The sequence below is a fragment of the Dyella silvatica genome (assembly GCF_026283955.1).
In the GTDB taxonomy this organism is placed as follows: Bacteria; Pseudomonadota; Gammaproteobacteria; order Xanthomonadales; family Rhodanobacteraceae; genus Dyella_C; species Dyella_C silvatica.
In genome coordinates this window covers 1-15,924 of the sequence record NZ_JAPDPE010000120.1, presented here as the reverse complement: position 1 = coordinate 15,924, position 15,924 = coordinate 1, and the positions used below count along the sequence as shown (strand labels likewise).

Annotated in this window: 9 protein-coding genes and 1 pseudogene; 4 read left to right on the top strand and 6 right to left on the bottom strand. The window is 61.2% G+C overall.

All coding sequences use genetic code 11. From position 1 onward, the window contains the following. Positions 1–844: 844 nt before the first annotated feature. Both OUZ52_RS18940 and OUZ52_RS18935 read left to right on the top strand, forming a co-directional pair. Positions 845–2,320: pseudogene (locus OUZ52_RS18940) on the top strand (DNA translocase FtsK); the annotation flags it as partial. A 64-nt stretch (positions 2,321–2,384) separates the two neighbouring features. Further along, the gene (locus OUZ52_RS18935) at positions 2,385–2,858 is read left to right on the top strand and encodes an SRPBCC family protein (protein ID WP_266160095.1); all 474 of its coding nucleotides are present in this window, start codon (positions 2,385–2,387) and stop codon (positions 2,856–2,858) included. 32 nt (positions 2,859–2,890) lie between these two features. Here OUZ52_RS18935 and OUZ52_RS18930 read toward each other — a convergent pair whose 3' ends face one another. From OUZ52_RS18930 to OUZ52_RS18920, 3 genes are all read right to left on the bottom strand, one after another. Next, positions 2,891–4,957 (bottom strand): phosphocholine-specific phospholipase C, encoded by a 2,067-nt coding sequence (locus OUZ52_RS18930; RefSeq protein ID WP_266160093.1) that lies wholly within the window; start codon positions 4,955–4,957, stop codon positions 2,891–2,893. Positions 4,958–5,260: 303 nt separating this feature from the next. Beyond that, on the bottom strand, positions 5,261–6,067 hold the full coding sequence (locus tag OUZ52_RS18925; protein WP_266160092.1) for a hypothetical protein: 807 nt from the start codon (positions 6,065–6,067) through the stop codon (positions 5,261–5,263). A gap of 27 nt (positions 6,068–6,094) precedes the next feature. Continuing rightward, complete coding sequence (locus OUZ52_RS18920) at positions 6,095–6,469, bottom strand: hypothetical protein (protein ID WP_266160091.1); 375 nt, start codon at positions 6,467–6,469, stop codon at positions 6,095–6,097. Between the two features lie 243 nt (positions 6,470–6,712). On the opposite strand from OUZ52_RS18920, the gene OUZ52_RS18915 reads away from it, so the two are divergent. Continuing rightward, positions 6,713–7,339, top strand: coding sequence for a hypothetical protein (locus tag OUZ52_RS18915; protein ID WP_266160090.1), 627 nt, complete (start codon positions 6,713–6,715; stop codon positions 7,337–7,339). Between the two features lie 204 nt (positions 7,340–7,543). Here the strand turns inward: OUZ52_RS18915 and OUZ52_RS18910 are convergent, their stop codons facing one another. The 3 genes from OUZ52_RS18910 to OUZ52_RS18900 form a co-directional block, all read right to left on the bottom strand. Continuing rightward, the gene (locus OUZ52_RS18910; protein WP_266160089.1) at positions 7,544–9,943 is read right to left on the bottom strand and encodes a Tle-like phospholipase domain-containing protein; all 2,400 of its coding nucleotides are present in this window, start codon (positions 9,941–9,943) and stop codon (positions 7,544–7,546) included. 24 nt (positions 9,944–9,967) lie between these two features. Further along, on the bottom strand, positions 9,968–10,867 hold the full coding sequence (locus tag OUZ52_RS18905) for an ankyrin repeat domain-containing protein (protein WP_266160088.1): 900 nt from the start codon (positions 10,865–10,867) through the stop codon (positions 9,968–9,970). 368 nt (positions 10,868–11,235) lie between these two features. Further along, positions 11,236–14,784: a hybrid sensor histidine kinase/response regulator gene (locus OUZ52_RS18900; RefSeq protein ID WP_266160087.1), complete on the bottom strand. Its 3,549-nt coding sequence runs from the start codon at positions 14,782–14,784 to the stop codon at positions 11,236–11,238. A gap of 424 nt (positions 14,785–15,208) precedes the next feature. Between OUZ52_RS18900 and OUZ52_RS18895 the strand changes: the two genes are divergently transcribed. After that, positions 15,209–15,924, top strand: a 716-nt coding sequence (locus OUZ52_RS18895) for an alpha/beta fold hydrolase (protein ID WP_266160086.1), incomplete at its 3' end; no start/stop codon positions are given.

Genomic DNA, 15,924 nt, shown 5'->3' with positions numbered 1-15,924 from the left:
CATGCGTTAGCATGCGGGGCTGCCTTTGAACGATCTGGTCCCCCATCCACGCATGTCTATGCTCGTTTTTGTCACGCTTGTTCTGTCGATAGCCTGGTTCGTGTTCTCCTTTTGGCGGCGTTCCCGGCGTGGACGCGGGCGCAATATGCGCCGCAACGGTGGCCGCCGTCCGATGCGGTCGGCGCAGTCCCACACAAGCAGCACGAACGGCAGCGGCAATGGGGTGCGCAGCAGCCTGGAGCCAACGACCCAGCGCAGTCCGGCTGGGCTCGAACCGCGGGCCGCTGCTGAAAAAGTGATCACCGAGCCGTGGCGATCGCACCGCCCGGCCACCGCACGACCGCTGCGAACCGTCGCGGACGTAGCAATGATTCCCCGTGTGCGCCCGCCAAGGACGTCGACCGCCGAGATCGTCCGCGCCCTGAGCGGCATGCCGGACGCGGGCGCCGGTAGTGGCTCATCGGCCTCGCTACCGCCGATGATCGAGCCTGCTGCCGAGCCGGCGCGCGAAGCGTCCGCGCACGAACCCATCGTCGAACCCAACGCCGGACCGGTCGCGCCGCCGGCGCCGGTGTATGTCGATCCGCCGGCACCGATTATCTTCCCCGTCCGCACCGCGCCCGTCGAGGCGTTGCCGGTGGCGACGCCCGCCGCCATGCGCGTCGAGCGACCCGCGCCACCGATAAGCGCGGTGCCGGAAGGGCTGCGCAGCGCCTCCAATGATGATGAGCTGGACGACGACGAGCCGGTGCTGACCGATGAGCTGGTGACCAACCCGGTGCCGGCCAGCGATGTCGCGGCCAGCCATGCCCCACGGCCGCCCCGGGCTCGACCCCGGCCGATCGATTTGCCGCCGCTGGATCTGCTGGCAAGCATGTCCGAGGTCGTCGACCTGGAGCCGGCCGAGTCGCTGGCCGAAACCGGCGAGCTGATCGAGCAACGGCTGCGCGAGTTCAAGGTGCCGGTGTCGGTGGTGGGCGCCTCGGCAGGTCCGGTGATTACCCGTTACGAAGTCGAACCCGCTGTCGGCGTGCGCGGCAACCAGATCGTCGCGCTGATGAAGGATCTTGCCCGTGGCCTTGGCCGCACCTCGATCCGCGTGGTCGAGACGATTCCCGGCAAGACCTGCATGGGCCTTGAACTACCCAATGAGAAGCGGCAGATGATCGGCCTTGCCGATATCTTTCGCTCCGAAGCCTACCGGCATCACGACTCGCCCCTGGCCTTGGCCATGGGCAAGGACATCACCGGCGAACCGGTGGTCACCGACCTGGCTCGTGCGCCGCATATGCTGGTCGCCGGCACCACCGGCTCAGGCAAGTCGGTAGCGATCAACGCGATGATTCTCTCGCTGCTTTATCGGGCCACGCCCGAAGAGGTGCGGATGATCATGATCGACCCGAAGATGCTGGAGCTTTCGGTTTACGAAGGCATCCCGCACCTGCTGGCGCCGGTCGTCACCGATATGAAGCTGGCCGCCAATGCGCTCAACTGGTGCGTGGCCGAAATGGAAAACCGCTACCGGCTGATGTCCGAGCTGCGGGTGCGCAATCTGGCGGGTTATAACCAGAAGATTCGCGAGGCCCGTGAAGCGGGGACGCCGCTGAGCAATCCGTTTCCCAGCCATGTCGAAACCCCGGAGCTGCTCGATACGCTGCCGTTGATTGTGGTGTTGATCGATGAGCTGGCCGACCTGATGATGGTCGCCGGGAAAAAGATCGAAGAGTTGATTGCCCGATTGGCGCAGAAGGCGCGTGCCGCGGGTATTCATTTGATCCTGGCCACCCAACGTCCTTCGGTCGATGTCATCACCGGCTTGATCAAGGCCAATATTCCCACTCGGGTGGCTTTTCAGGTGTCTTCGAAAATCGACTCACGGACGATTCTCGACCAGATGGGCGCGGAGTCGTTGCTGGGGCAGGGCGATATGTTGTTCTTGCCGCCGGGCACCGGTTATCCGCAACGCGTGCATGGCGCTTTCGTCGCCGACGAGGAAGTGCATCGCGTCGTCGCCCATCTCAAGCAGTACGGTGCGCCGGATTATCTTGAGGAAATTCTCGCCGGGCCGCCATCGGAGGCCGCCGATCTGTTTCCCGAAGAAGCCGCCGATGCCGAACTCGATCCGCTATACGACGAAGCGGTGGCTTTCGTATTGCGCAGTCGGCGCGCGTCGATCTCGTTTGTGCAGCGACAGTTTCGCATCGGCTACAACCGGGCCGCGCGGCTGGTCGAAAGCATGGAGGCCGCTGGCCTGGTTTCATCGATGGGGAGCAATGGCGTGCGTGAGGTACTGGCGCCGGGCCCTAGCGATGGCATGTGATGTTTAAGGCCACGGCTTTATTCGGGATCGGTATGTGCAAGGGATGCTGCTGATGCAAGATGCCATGTCATTGCGCTTCGAATCCAGGCTTCATGTCCCCGCCGAACAGGTCTGGGCCTGGATTACTTCGGTGCCAGGCATTTCGGCAGAGATGTGGCCGTTTTTTCGGATGACCACGCCGAAAGGCTTGTTGTCGCTAAGCGATCGGCAGCTGACGCTTGGCGTGCCTATGTTTCGCAGTTATTTGCTGTTGCTTGGCGTCTTGCCGGTAGATTATTCGGAGCTGACGTTGCTCGAGCTTCATGAGGGGCGCGGTTTTGTCGAGCAATCTGCCATGGCGTCGATGAAGCTATGGCGCCACGAGAGGTCGATCGAGGCATGCCGTTTCGATCCCGCTGCGGTGCTGCTGATCGATCGGCTCACCTTCCAGCCTCGTATGGCAAAGCGCTGGGTTGGCTGGTTTGTTCGGCAGTTCTTCAATCATCGGCACAAGGTGCTCAGGGCTCGCCTGAACGGCACCACCTCCTGCGCAAGCTAACCTGCCTGCACATGAGCCCTGGGTGGTACTGATCACACCTGCCAGGCAGGCACCGCCATGGCCGGGTCACTGACACTGTCCTCGCCGGTTTCCAGGTGGCCGGCCAGGCGTTGTAGAAAACCTTCTTCGGCATTGGCGCGCACAATCAAGTCGTACCAGCCGAAGCTTTCGTCCAGATGCCAGCGCTTCTCGATCCGTTCGCCCGGCGCGAGCACGTAGCTGATCGACTCGCCGTTATAGGTGTTGTCCACGCTGACTTCACAATGCGCGTGGCCTTCATTGACCAGTACAAGATCCAGGCCGTTGCGATCGACATCGTAATGACTGTTGACGCGCAAGGTGGTGCGGCGCGTTGCCAGCTGGCCTTTGAAGCGACGCAGAAAACCGTTCGGTCCATAGACGGTTTGATCGTAGCTGCCTTGGGGCGACCATGATTCCGACAGCGATTTCTCGCGTTCCACGGTGTAGTACCACGGCCCTGCGGAGGCATCGGTGGAACGGACGTGAAAGCAGGCGCCGGCCCGGCCGCTATTCTTGAAGTCGATCCATAGCTTGTTGTCGTCGACACGGGCAGCGACATGCAACTCATAAGGGATGGCGCGTGCCGAGCGCATGCCAGGCTCTTGCTTCGGCAAGGCTTGATGTGCCGGCGGCACCGGTGCGTAATCCGGGTGGCGGTTTTTATCGGGCGGCGCATAACCCTGGGTGTCGGGCAGGGTGGGCCGGTGGGCATGCGGCTTGGAGAAATCGAAGGCCGAGGTCAGGTCGCCACAGACGGTGCGCCGCCACGGCGAGATGTTGTGTTCTTTCAAGTCGGGATGATGCGGCGCGAAACGACGCTCGATGAATTGGATGATCGAAGTATGGTCGAACACTTCGGAACAGACCCAGCCGCCCTTGCTCCAAGGCGATACCACCACCATCGGCACGCGCGGGCCGAGGCCGTAGGGCCCGCTGGGATAATTCGCATTGCCCGGAAAAATTTCATTGACGGTGCTGACCGTCGATTGACCCTGGCTGCTCGATGGCGGTGCGCAGGGCGGCACCATGTGATCGAAGAAGCCGTCGTTCTCGTCATAGGTAATCAGCAGCGCGGTCTTGCTCCAGACCTCGGGATTGCTGGTCAGCGTGTCCAATACTTGCGAGACGTACCAGGCACCGTAATTCGCCGGCCAATTCGGATGCTCGGTATAGGCCTCGGGGGCGACGATCCAGGACACTTGCGGCAAGCGGTTGCCGAGCACGTCGCTGCGCAGAATGTCGAACGGCGTACCGCTCAGCGCGATATTCGTGCCGGTTCGCGCCTTGTCGTACAGCGGGTTGCCAGGCATGGCGTTGCGATACTGGTTGAAGTACAGCAGCGAGGTGTCGCCGTAGTTGCCGATGTAGGCATCGTTGGTCCAGCCCCAGTAACCGTTGGCATCCAGGCCGGTACCGATGTCCTGATAAATTTTCCAGGAGATGCCGGCTTTTTCCAGCCGCTCCGGATACGTCGACCAGCCGTAGCCAGCCTCGGCATTGTCGACCACCGGGCCGCCGCCGCTGCCATCATTGCCGACCCAGCCGGTCCACATGTAATAACGGTTCGGATCGGTCGGTCCCATCAGTGAGCAGTGATAGGCATCGCAAATGGTGAAGGCATCGGCCAGCGCATAGTGAAACGGAATGTCGTTGCGGGTCAGGTACGCCATGGTGGTGCTGCCTTTGTTCGGCACCCACTGGTCGTAATGGCCTTGGTTCCACGCCGCATGCGTGCTGGACCAGTCGTGCGCCAGATCCTCCAGGAATTGAAGCCCCAAGTGATCCGCCGTGGGGTGAAAAGGCAGGACGTAGTTGCCGCCATCGGGCTGATACCACACGGCCTTGCCAGAGGGCAGGTTCACCGCATGTGGATCGCCAAAGCCGCGCACGCCGCGCAGCGTGCCGAAGTAATGATCGAACGAACGATTCTCTTGCATGAGAATCACGATGTGTTCGATGTCCTGGATCGAGCCGGTTCGATGATGGGCCGGTATCGCCAAGGCCCGCGCAATGCTGGTGGGAAGCATGGTGCTAACAGCGCTACTTCCCAGCAGTTGCAGGAAGGTACGACGGTCCATCGGGATCATGGCCAACCTTTCAGTGCATGGATAAGGCAAGGCCACCAATATCTGTCACCTCGATGTCAGTTGCGAGACATCGGCGATGACAAAAATGAGACGTCGACCACAAGTCAACGCTGTAAGGGTTTACGGCCAACAAGTGAGTCGGCGCTGTTCACATATTCGTCACGCGTGGTGACGCTGCATGCCATGAGTTCCCGGCACTACCGATCGCCTGCGCCATGACTGGCGATGCTTTGGCGTCGACTGCTTTGCACTTGGACGCATCCGGCGCTAGGCGCCGGATGGCCTTATCTTTACTTACCTTACTTGCGGCGCTTGCTGCTGTTGCGGTGCTTGCGGAAGCTCTTGCTGCGGCGGGGCCGCCGGTTGTGCCTGGGTTTGCGCCGGTGCCACGGTGGGCTGGGCCTGTTGTGCCTGCTGTGCCTGAAACTGCTCCTGGCCTTGCGCGCGAAATGCCTGGCCGTCCGGTGAGGCAGCGAGATTCTGCATGGCCTTGCCCAGCGCCTTGGGGTCACCTGCGGCCGCTAGCAAGGCATCCGCTTGCGCATCACCGGTAACGACCGCGGGCTTGGCCGAGGTTTGGCTGAACGAGCTGGAATGATGCTGCTCATCGACATGTTGCAGCGGTTTGTCGGTGGTGGTCGGCTGCTTCTTTTCCAGCTCATCAATGCTCTTGTGAATCTGCCGCGGGGTACCGGTGACCCCTAGCAATTCGCTTGCATCGATATGCTCGCCGGTTACTCGCTCAGCGGTACTGCTGGCCCAGGATGCACAGGTATTGGTAAGCCCCCAGGTGACTTTTTCTTTGACCGCCGCATCGAACTGTTTGACCTGTTCGGGGCTTAGCTCGTAGTAACGGCTGGCGGTGGCCGAGAAATTGTTTTCAATGCCGGTGCGGATATTGCTTTCCGGGTGGGGGCTTTCATTGGCGAATCGAGGGTGGCTGTTTGGCCATAGGCCGTAGGCCTCGGTGTGTCCGTTGCGCGTTAGCGTCAGCCACGCGTGGCCATCGGTAAGCGAGGCGCCGGGGAGTGTGTTGGTGTGAATCCCCATGACGACTTTGTCGGGATTCTGCGGGTCTTCGGGAGTCTGCGGATCGGCCATGATCGTACATCCGTCGGAGTGAGTGGTTTATGGATAAATCTGTTCTTCGGCACCGGAGTGAACGAGGATGATTTTCTCGCCGTGATAGGGGATATGCACCTCGGCCTCCCACTTGTCGTCCAGCGGGATAACCGTTTTTGCCATCGGCTCACAGGTTTCGCCAATGCTGCAGCGGCCGATGACGACTTTCAGCGCATCGCCGATCTTTTCGTAATTGACGCCGTTGGAATAATGGTTGGACTCTGGATATACGCGATAACGAATGCTGATTTCATTATCAGACAGCTTATGTACGGTCACCGGCTCGACGACCGTCTTCGGATAAAAGGGTTTCATTTCAACTCCCGAACATGCCGTGGAGAAAAGAAGCAGGGCAGAGATAGCTGTCGATTTCATCAACACGAGACTCTCCGGACAAACCGCGTAATCCTGTCGGTCGACAGGCTGCCTGCAAGGTAACTAGGTGGTTTCAAATGCATGGTGGAGGCTTCTCTGGCTCGATTTTTATTCAGCTGTTTCGGCTAAAGAGGCGCATCCTTTTTTGATCCTAGGGCCGCGCGACTTTTTTGACAAGTACAAGGCATCATAATGGCACTCAGGCGCGATAATTACCGTTATCGCCAACACGGAACCAGGGAGTGAGCTATGGATGAAGCATTATCGACGCTGATAGAAACGGCCAAGCGGCTGGCATTACTGGCGGAAACGCTTGAACGGCGTTCGGAGATGGCGATCCATCAACAGCAGCAGGCCGGTCAGTCGCTGACTCAGGCGGTCACCGGGGTGCGTGGCGATGTCGATCAAATCGTTCATGGCGCCAGTGAGCGCATCACGCAATTGATGCAGCATGGGGTGGAATCGGCCCTTGTCCACGGCACGGCGAAATATGACCAGACGGTGACTGACGCCGCTACCCGGCTGGACGGCTCGGGCCGGGCGGTGCAGCACATGTTGCACGAAGTCAGCGCCTACGTGCGGCGCCATATCTGGATGGGCTATGCCACCGTCGGCGGCGCACTCATCTTGTTGATACTGGGCGGCAGCCTGTTGCTGGGATATCAATGGCAGGCATATCGCGATGCACGTGCACGGATCGAGGCCGCGCAAGTCGATGCGGAAACGATGGAGGCCTATGCTCAGGTCGGCGTGACCTCCTGCGGTGGCCACCCGTGCGTCAAGATCGACGCCAAGTCGCCACGCTGGGGGAGCAAGGGCGAGTACGTCTTGCTTGATCTAGCGAACAAGGCAAAGACCGCCCCGGCGAAGAACTAATTGTGCTGCAGCAGGCCAGCTTGCCTTATCGAGTCGCATGGTTCGATAGAGACAGCAAGGAGTTTAAACGCACTGGCGGGGGTTATAGCGCCGCTTGAACTTCCCGCCCGCTCGCCAATCGGCTGGTCAGGAATAAAAAGCCGGAGCAAAAAAAGCCGCCCCAGCTGGGGCGGCTTGCCAGGCGCCAGGTTAGACACTTAGGGCTTATCTCGCCATGGCTTGCCCATTCGACGACTGCGTTTGCTGATTCTGCTGAATCTGAGCCTGTGTCTGAGCCTGTGTCTGAGCCGACTGTTGCTGATTCAACTGGTGCATGGCTTCCGTGCTTTTTTCGACCGGTGTGTTGATCGCCCGGGCTACTTCAACATGAGCGGTGTTGCTCAGTGCGCGCGGGATGACGTGGTGGGCGGCAAAGGCGTGGGTAGCGTCGTCACTCAGCACGACTTCATCGACGCGCTTCAAGCCGCCCGCCTTGGCGGCCACGGTCAACGCACCTGCCAGGTTCTCGCTGCGCTGATCGGGCGCCCGCCCTTGCTGAGCGTCCATCTGATGCACCGAAGTACGCGCCTGCTTGAACAACGCGTGATCGGGATGATCCGGATGATCGAGGCGCGGCGATGCCGCGGCCGGTTTGTTTTGATGCACGGGTTCGGCGGGGTGGGGTGCCGCCTGCTGCAATGACTTACGCGCTGTCTGCTCGTACTGTTCAATGCGGCTATCCAGACTCGGCAGCACGCTGGCTTTCATCAGATGCCGTTCGAAAGCTTCGCCGCCCGCCTGCTTGCCCTGCGTTGCCAGTATGCCAACCTGGGCCAGGTTGGGATAAGCCGCTGGGTTGAGCGGATTGAACTGCGCCGCCGCCGCCACGCTGCCTGCTGCGACGCCGCCCACGACAGCGCCTTGCGTGGGGGCATGGCGCGTCATGCCCTCGGCATACTGGCCGGTTGCATCGAGGCCACCGCCGACCACCCGGCCAGCACCGGCCATGGCATCGTGCTGAAGATCGCCGGCACGTGTGGCCACTTGCCCCACCGTGGACTCGGCCGCATGCGTCGCGCCACGAATGGCCGCTGCGTCGTTGTGGCTGGCATGGCGCTGCTGATTGGCGGCGTCCTGAAGGGTGTGGTTTAACACCTCGCCGGACTTTTCCGTTTTGTCGGCCTGGGATTTCATCCAGGCACCCGCCTCCCCTGGCAAGATGCTGCCCACGCCCCGCAGCAGGGCGGCGTCCATCGAGGCGTCCAGCCTTTGCTTGTTACCCTCCTGCTCGGTCATGCTCGCCATGACTTCGCCGCCAACTTCGCGCGTCTTCGCTAGCGCCGCGCCCGCCACATGCACACCGGTGGATACCACCGCCCCTTCGATATGCGTGGCGGTTCGCGAAACCTCGCCGCCCAGATGGCCAGCCGTGCGACTGACATCCGCCGAAAAATGCAGCCCTTGCTGGGTCGCCTGGCCGCCGGCCTTCACCGCTTCACCGGCGCGCTCGCCCACGTGGGCACCCAGCGCGGCCACCTCCATCGTGGCCATCACTGGCCCGGCCAGATGAGTAATGTCCGGTAACGAACGCACTTGCGCGCGCGCCATCAGCGGGCTGTTCGGGTCGTCCAGATTCTGCCGGGTCATCGGCGCCATCGCCGGCTGCACATTGCCTGCGGCCAGCGGCAGCTCACGCAGCATCTTGTCGGTATCGCCGGTAGCCAGCTTATCGACGAAGGCATGCACGGTGGCCTGCGAATCGGCTGGCACGCCCTTGTCCAAGGCCTGCTTGAGCATGCTGCGACCCTCGGGGAGTTCCCGCAGCAGTTGGCTGGTCTCCTTGAGCACGCCGCCGAGCTCCGCGCGCTGGACCATGTCCATGCGGTGGACGTTGTCCTGCACGCCATTGCTGAGCAATTCGCCTTGCACCTGATAGGCGGTGACTCGGTGGCTGACGTCGTAGACCTGTACGCCAGGATTCTGTTGGGCGAAGCGTTGGGCGGTTTCTGGATGAAGGCCGGCAGCGTTGTAGGTGGTCGCGGGCAGGCCGGTGACCGCTGAGGCGGCTGAGGCCATGCCGCCGGCCAGGCTGTGGCCGGTGAGTTCAAAGTCGAGGCCACGGTTTTTTAGCTGCGTTGCCAAACCCATTGCGCGATCGTAATAGTCGGTCTCCAACCCGGCTGCTTGCGGAAAGTTGTTGGCGACGAAATCCTCGGCGGTGGTATCGCGTAAGCCGTGAGATGTCATGACTTCACCCGACGATCCCTTGAACGCGACGACGGGTTTATAGCCTGGCCCCAATACTGCCGGGTCAGGTAGATAGATTTCAGCGCGAAAACCGGATCTATCAGGATGCAGCAGATCTGTTATCTGCTTATCGGTCATATGAAGCTGCGGTGCGAACTCACGCAATTTATCCAGATGGTCGCTGGCGCGTATCCAACCTGCCGGCGGATGGCCGCTGCTCTTGGCCGCCTCATACACATCCGCGCTCAAGCCGCCCAGTTCGCGACCGTGATAAAGCGTTTGTAACTTTGCTGCTTCTTGCACTTTTGCAGGATCGCCGCTGCTACGAAGTTGTTGCAGCAGGGCCTGGTCTTGCTGACGTTCAGTTGATGTCGGCATGGGATCAATCCTTTGTCCTTGGATTCAAAGTAAGGGGATGTCTTTCTCTTCGTAGGGGAAACCTAGATTCTTGCGCATCTGACGATCGTTCTCGGGCATCGGTGGGCGCAAGTAGCCGTGCTGCAGCAACCATTGCTGGCATTTGCGCTGCCAAGTCGGATCTTTCGGATTACCGGGAAGCCAATAAATAGCTTCGATAATGGGATACGAAAGCGCTTTGGGAGGCGACGGCGGCTTGGCGCGCCTTTCAGTCGGATCAGCGCCATGCTCTAAGAGCCAGTAGGTCCGCTCAAACTGACCCTCAAAAGCATAGCTGGATAGGATAGAAGTACCTTGCCTCATATCATTTAGATCCGCACCTCGCTCCACCAGCAACTGCACGTTCCGCCACTGGTTATGCCAGATAAAAGCCTGGAACAGCAGGTTCTCATCGTTGCCGTTGCGAGTATTGGGATCGCCACCATGATCCAGCAGCAGCTTCAGATAAATCGGATCGTCCTGCTTGGCCGCCCAGACCATCGCATTTTCGTAATCGAGGTAATGCCCGACGCTGCCATCCTTGTAGGTCTTGACGACCTCTCCCGGTTTACGTGCATTCGGATTGGCGCCATTCTCCAGCATTACCTTCAGGCCATCGGCGTTGTGGGTGAACACCGGCCACGCGACTAACGGCATGCCGCTGTCGTCACTGCTGAAGATCACATCGGGATTGACACCCTCCTGCTTCATCAGTCGCCGCACTTCCTGTGCATTGCCATGCTCGGCAGCCAGCGCCAATGCCTGGGCCTTGGGGTCTTTGAAGAACGCACCCAGGTCGTATTCGGACTCCTGCGACGGCGTAGGCGATGCTGCAGAGGGCATGCTGCAGCCGGTCAGCGCCAGTAGCAGTAGTAGTAGGGCAAGGCGAATAAGCCGTTTTTGCATGGAGATCTGCTTAGTAGATGGCGTGTGGGCGTGGCTTAGGCAGTGTATGGGCGTGGCGGCTTGTCCAGGGCCCTGGTCTTCGGGCGCCAAGATAGCGCGGCAGGTCACCCTGATCCTAGCCTGTCAATTTGTAGGAAATCCCTGATATTTGTGTAGGCCTATGCCAGGTGTCGGGAAGACGCGGCCTTCGCTCTGTTTTCCCGTGGCGGTGAAGCTACACCAGCATCGCTGACAAGCCAGGGTTTTCGCCTTCATGTGTCCAGATCATTGACGGTGATCGATTGAGCTCCATGGGTTTCAATCGCGCGAACAATGACCGGGACATTGGCATGCCGCCATCCATGCATGGCTTTGAATTGATCATGCCTTCAAGCGAAGCTGCGAGGATGTTCCAGCTGTTTGGCCAGGGCGTCGCCCAACTGCTCGCCGGTCACCGGCTTGCGCAGGAATCCATCCATGCCGGCGCGACGGGTCAGCGATTCCTGTTCGCTGTCGGCGCGGGCGGTGATGGCAATCATCGGCAGATGCTCACCCTCGGCTTCACGCGCTCTCACCAGTTGCGCCCACTGCAAGCCGTCCAGTCCTGGCAGGTCCAGATCGACGAGCACGGCATCAAAGCTGTGCTGTTCGAGCATTTGCAGCCCCTGCAAACCATTGCCGACATGCGTAACGATATGCCCCTGTGCTTGCAGCAAGCCGGTGACGACGGCGGCCACCACGCTGTCGTCTTCGAGCAGCAGTAATCGCCAGCATGCGCCGCTGGGCCGGGGCGCCCGAGGGAGCGGACTCGGCACCTCGATCTTGCCTACGTGCAACGGCAGGCTGAGATGAAACACGCTGCCCCGGCCGGTTTCCGAATGCAGGGTGACCTGGCCACCCATAAGGTCGGCCAGCTTGCGACAAATGGCCAGGCCCAGCCCACTGCCGGAGCCACGTTGCGGCCCATCGAGCTGCTGAAAATGATGGAACAGGCGCAGCTGATCGTCCGACGAGATGCCCGATCCGGTATCGCTTACGCCGAATAACAAGCCGTCCTGCAGGGTATTCAAGGTGAGCTGCACGCTGCCGTGCTCGGTGAATTTCAGTGCGTTATGGGTGAGATTGAGGATGATTTGCTTGATGCGCACGGCGTCGCCAATCACTTGCGCCGGTACATCCTTGGCGACATCCAGGCTGAGGGCGAGGCCCTTGGCCGATGCGCGCTCCAGGCTCAGGGCGACGATATCTTCGAGCAGGGCGCGGGGATCGAACGGCGCCAGCACCAGCTCCAGGCGGCCGGCGTCGATGCGCGCAAGGTCGAGCGCATCATTGACCAGGGTGAGCAATACCTCGCCGGAATTCTTGATCGTCTGCGCGTAGCTTCGCTGTTGTGGTGGCAGTGGCTGATTCAGCAGTAGCTCGGCCATGCCCAGCACGCCGGTCATCGGGGTGCGGATTTCGTGACCCAGCTCAGCCAGGAAACGCGTCTTGGCCGCGTTCGCCTCGCGTGCAAAGCGATGCTCTTGCGCCAGTAGCTCCATGCGGTGCTGCCTGCGCTGGCGGCGGCGCGTCAGCCACACGATAGCCAGTATCAACGCGGCCAACAGCAGCGCATAAATAACCCATGCCCACCAGCGCAGCCACGGCGGCGAGTCGACATGCAATGACAGCGGTGTCGCCAGCTCGCTCCAGATCCCATCGGGCCCGGCGGCCTGTATGCGTAGGCGATAGTCGCCGCCCGAAAGCTGGGCGAAGGTGTGCTCGCCGCGTGTGCCGCTGTCGATCCAGTTATCGCTGTCGTCGAGCAGAAATCGGTATTGGGTACGCCCCGGTGCGATATAGGTCAGCGCGCGGGCATCCACGCTGAAGTCGCGATCATTCCAGCGTAGCGATAGCGTGCCATGGTCGGGCTGCAATATCTGCTTGCGGCCGTTGCGTTGCACGCTGATCGAGTCAAGCACCAGCGCCGGCTTGCGCGCATGGCCGTGAATGGCTTCGGGCAAAAAGCTGACGATGCTGTCCATGGTCGGCGCATACAGCCGGCCATCGGCGAGTCGTGCCGGTGCGTCGCTGGTGAAGTGCAGGTCGACCAAGCCATTTTGCAGGTCAAAGCTATGCAGGCTGTCGTCCGCCGGGTCATAACACCACAGGCCACTGCGGGTAAATATCCAGGCCCGGCCAAGACGATCGGCGCGTAGTCCGAGGGCATCGTCCAGGGAGCGCCTTTGACTTAGTGGATACGAGGCAAGACGCTCCGCGCGCTCACCGTCCCACTGGTAAACATCGAGGTTCTTCTCGCCGAGCACCCATAGGCGCTCGCCGCTGATGTCTATCGAATGGATATAGCTACGCTCGACCCCGGGCACAAACTGCGCCGCGCCCTGCGCTGGCGTCCAGCGGGCCAGGCCATCGGGGCCGGCCACCCACAGGGCATGATCGAGCCAGCGTACGTCCTGGATACGTTGCAGGTTGCGCTCGACCTGGAGGTCGGCCGGCTTCAACCGGGTTACCTGCAGAGTATCGGGGTCCATGCTGACCATGCCGCTGCCGTCGTCCAGGTCGGTATAGACGTGCTGTTGCTCATCCATCACCAGCCGATAAGACCAGAACGCCGGGCTCACCGGCCTGAGCTTGCCGTGATCGAGCAAGAGCACACCGTAAGCGGTGGTTACCCACAGCCGGCCGCGCGGATCCTCAAGCAAGCCCAAAATCGTACGCCGGGTGCCGGGGGGGACGTAGGCCATGTGCTCGACTTGCTGCGTCGCCGGATCGAGCCGGTCAATCGCCCCTTTATCGTGGCCGACCCATAGCTGCCCGTTGCTGGCGGCGGCCACGGTGGAAACGGGCTCGCCGTCGATGCTGGAGGGGTCGTTGGGCCGGGCGACGGTACGCGTGAACTCGCTCCAGTCCGGCCCCAGATAGGCCAGCCCGTTGTCCGTGGCCATCCATACGCCGCCTTCCTTGTCCAGCAATAGCCTGACCACGTTGTGATTGGGCAGGGCATAAGGCAGCGAGGGGTTGGCACTGAAATGATGGATGGCATTGGCCTGATCGCGCAGATAAAGCCCATCGTTGGTGCCGATCCACAGCCGTCCCTGGTTATCAGGCGTCAGAGAAAGCACGAAACGATCCGGTATTTGTCCGGGTGCCAGACGTTGTGCGACCTGCTCGCTATCCAGGTAATACGGTCCGACCGGGGTGCTGATGATCAGGGTGTTGCCGACATAGCTCAGCGCGCGTACGTCGAGCGACCTGTCTCGGCTGGTGCCGGCAGGCGTGACGAAGCGGATGTGCTTGAACTTGCCATTGGCCAGGTGCAAATCCAGTCCACGCTCGGTGCCTACCCACAGGTTGCCGTCAGGGGCATTGAGCAGGCCGAGCACGCGATCGGAGGCTAGCGAGTCCGGGTCGCTGGGGTCATGGCGCAGATGATCAAAGCTCTGGCCGTCCGCACGCAAACGGTCCAGGCCAGTGCTGAAGTTGCCGACCCACAGATTGCCTTGGCTGTCCTGGGCGAGAGCGGATAAATCGTTGCCAGCCAAACTGTCGGCGACATGATCGTCATGCCGCCAATGCATAAAGCCATTGCTCGCGGGATCGTAGCGGTTCAGCCCATCCACACCGGCCGCCCATAAGCGGCCGGCCTTGTCGACCAGCAGGGAAGGTATTCGCCCGGAGGACACGGACTGGGGGTCGTCCGGGTTATGCCGCCAGGTCTTGAACGTGGTGCCGTCATAGCGGACCAGCCCCGATCCGGTGGCGATCCAGATATAGCCTTGGGCATCTTGCGCCAGCCCGTCGATCGAGCTGCTCGGCAGGCCTTCGGCAAGGCCGTAACGGCGAAATTGAGGTGTCGGTACGACGCTCTGCGCAGCTGGCACCGTCGACGGAGTCGAAGCGATGTTGAGCAGCAGGGAGGTCAGTAAGGCAATCAGCACATCGATTCCGTTCAGTAACAGGTGCGCGCATGGCTAGCGGCCAGCGGCCAGGATACACGTCGTGCGTGCTGCGCCGATTCTCTGCCGGGTTAACGTGGGAGGCTAGTGTGACCTTGCGCAAGCTTCGCCGACCAGGGCCAGGACGATCGTCCGTTGAGAACGTCATCGGTTGGCGCTTTGAGGAGATCGCGCTTGCATGGCCTGGTGTCAACGGCGTGACGTCGAGCAGGCGGTAGTCGGCCTGTGCGGTCTAGCACACGTTGAAGCCGTCGAAAGCCCCTGCAACAGTGACTTCTGTCGCTGGATATGGCGCTGGGTGCGCGACATCATGGGGCGGTGTTTGGTTGTGAGCCTGGGCGGCCGCACAAGTCGTGTTGCCCGCACGAGCTACAAGTCAACGTATTGACCTCAAGGGGGCTGGACCATGAAATACATCATGTTGGCCTGGGTGCTGGGTGGTTGCCTGATTCCGTCCATCTCATCTGCCGAGACGCTCACCAAACCCGCCTCAGTCCAGGCCTGCGCACCCTCGGTGTTGCCCATCGATGGCAACCAGCTGTGGGTCGATAAGCAAGGCACGGGAAATGTCACCGTGGTCTTTGAGTCTGGCTTCGGAAACGATTCCAGCGTGTGGGCGCAAATCACCCCGAGCATTCGCGCCGCCGGAGCGCAGACCCTGGTTTACGACCGCGCCGGCTTGGGCAAAAGCAGCATCAACACCGCCACGCCTTACAGTTTCGATAATGATGTTCAGCTGCTGCGGGCCGTGCTGACCGCATGTGGTGTGAAGGGGCCGATCGTGATGGTCGGGCACTCCTATGGCGGCGCCATAAGCTTGCTGGCCGCCGCCGAAGACCACCGCATCAAGGCGGTGGTCTTGCTCGATGCGGTGGTGCCGGGGGTTTGGCCGAAGAGCGAACTCGACGCGAATTTGAAAACCATGCGCGCGCAGTACAAAGAGATTCGCGAGCAGGCTCCCGATCTTGCCAAGGTGGCTATTCCGTGGGCGGAGGCGATGCCGGCCACGGCAGCACGAGTGGATGGGCTGCGCCTCGCCGAATCTTTGCCTATCGTGGATATCGTGGCGGAAAAAGGGCGCGACAATCCGGCAAGCCAGCAGGTTTGGCGTAACGCGCATGC

Coding starts and splice junctions, on each gene's coding strand:
- OUZ52_RS18935 (WP_266160095.1), top strand. CDS start 2,385: ATGTCATTGCGCTTCGAATCCAGGCTTCATGTCCCCGCCGAACAGGTC.
- OUZ52_RS18930 (WP_266160093.1), bottom strand. CDS start 4,957: ATGGACCGTCGTACCTTCCTGCAACTGCTGGGAAGTAGCGCTGTTAGC.
- OUZ52_RS18925 (WP_266160092.1), bottom strand. CDS start 6,067: ATGGCCGATCCGCAGACTCCCGAAGACCCGCAGAATCCCGACAAAGTC.
- OUZ52_RS18915 (WP_266160090.1), top strand. CDS start 6,713: ATGGATGAAGCATTATCGACGCTGATAGAAACGGCCAAGCGGCTGGCA.
- OUZ52_RS18910 (WP_266160089.1), bottom strand. CDS start 9,943: ATGCCGACATCAACTGAACGTCAGCAAGACCAGGCCCTGCTGCAACAA.
- OUZ52_RS18905 (WP_266160088.1), bottom strand. CDS start 10,867: ATGCAAAAACGGCTTATTCGCCTTGCCCTACTACTACTGCTACTGGCG.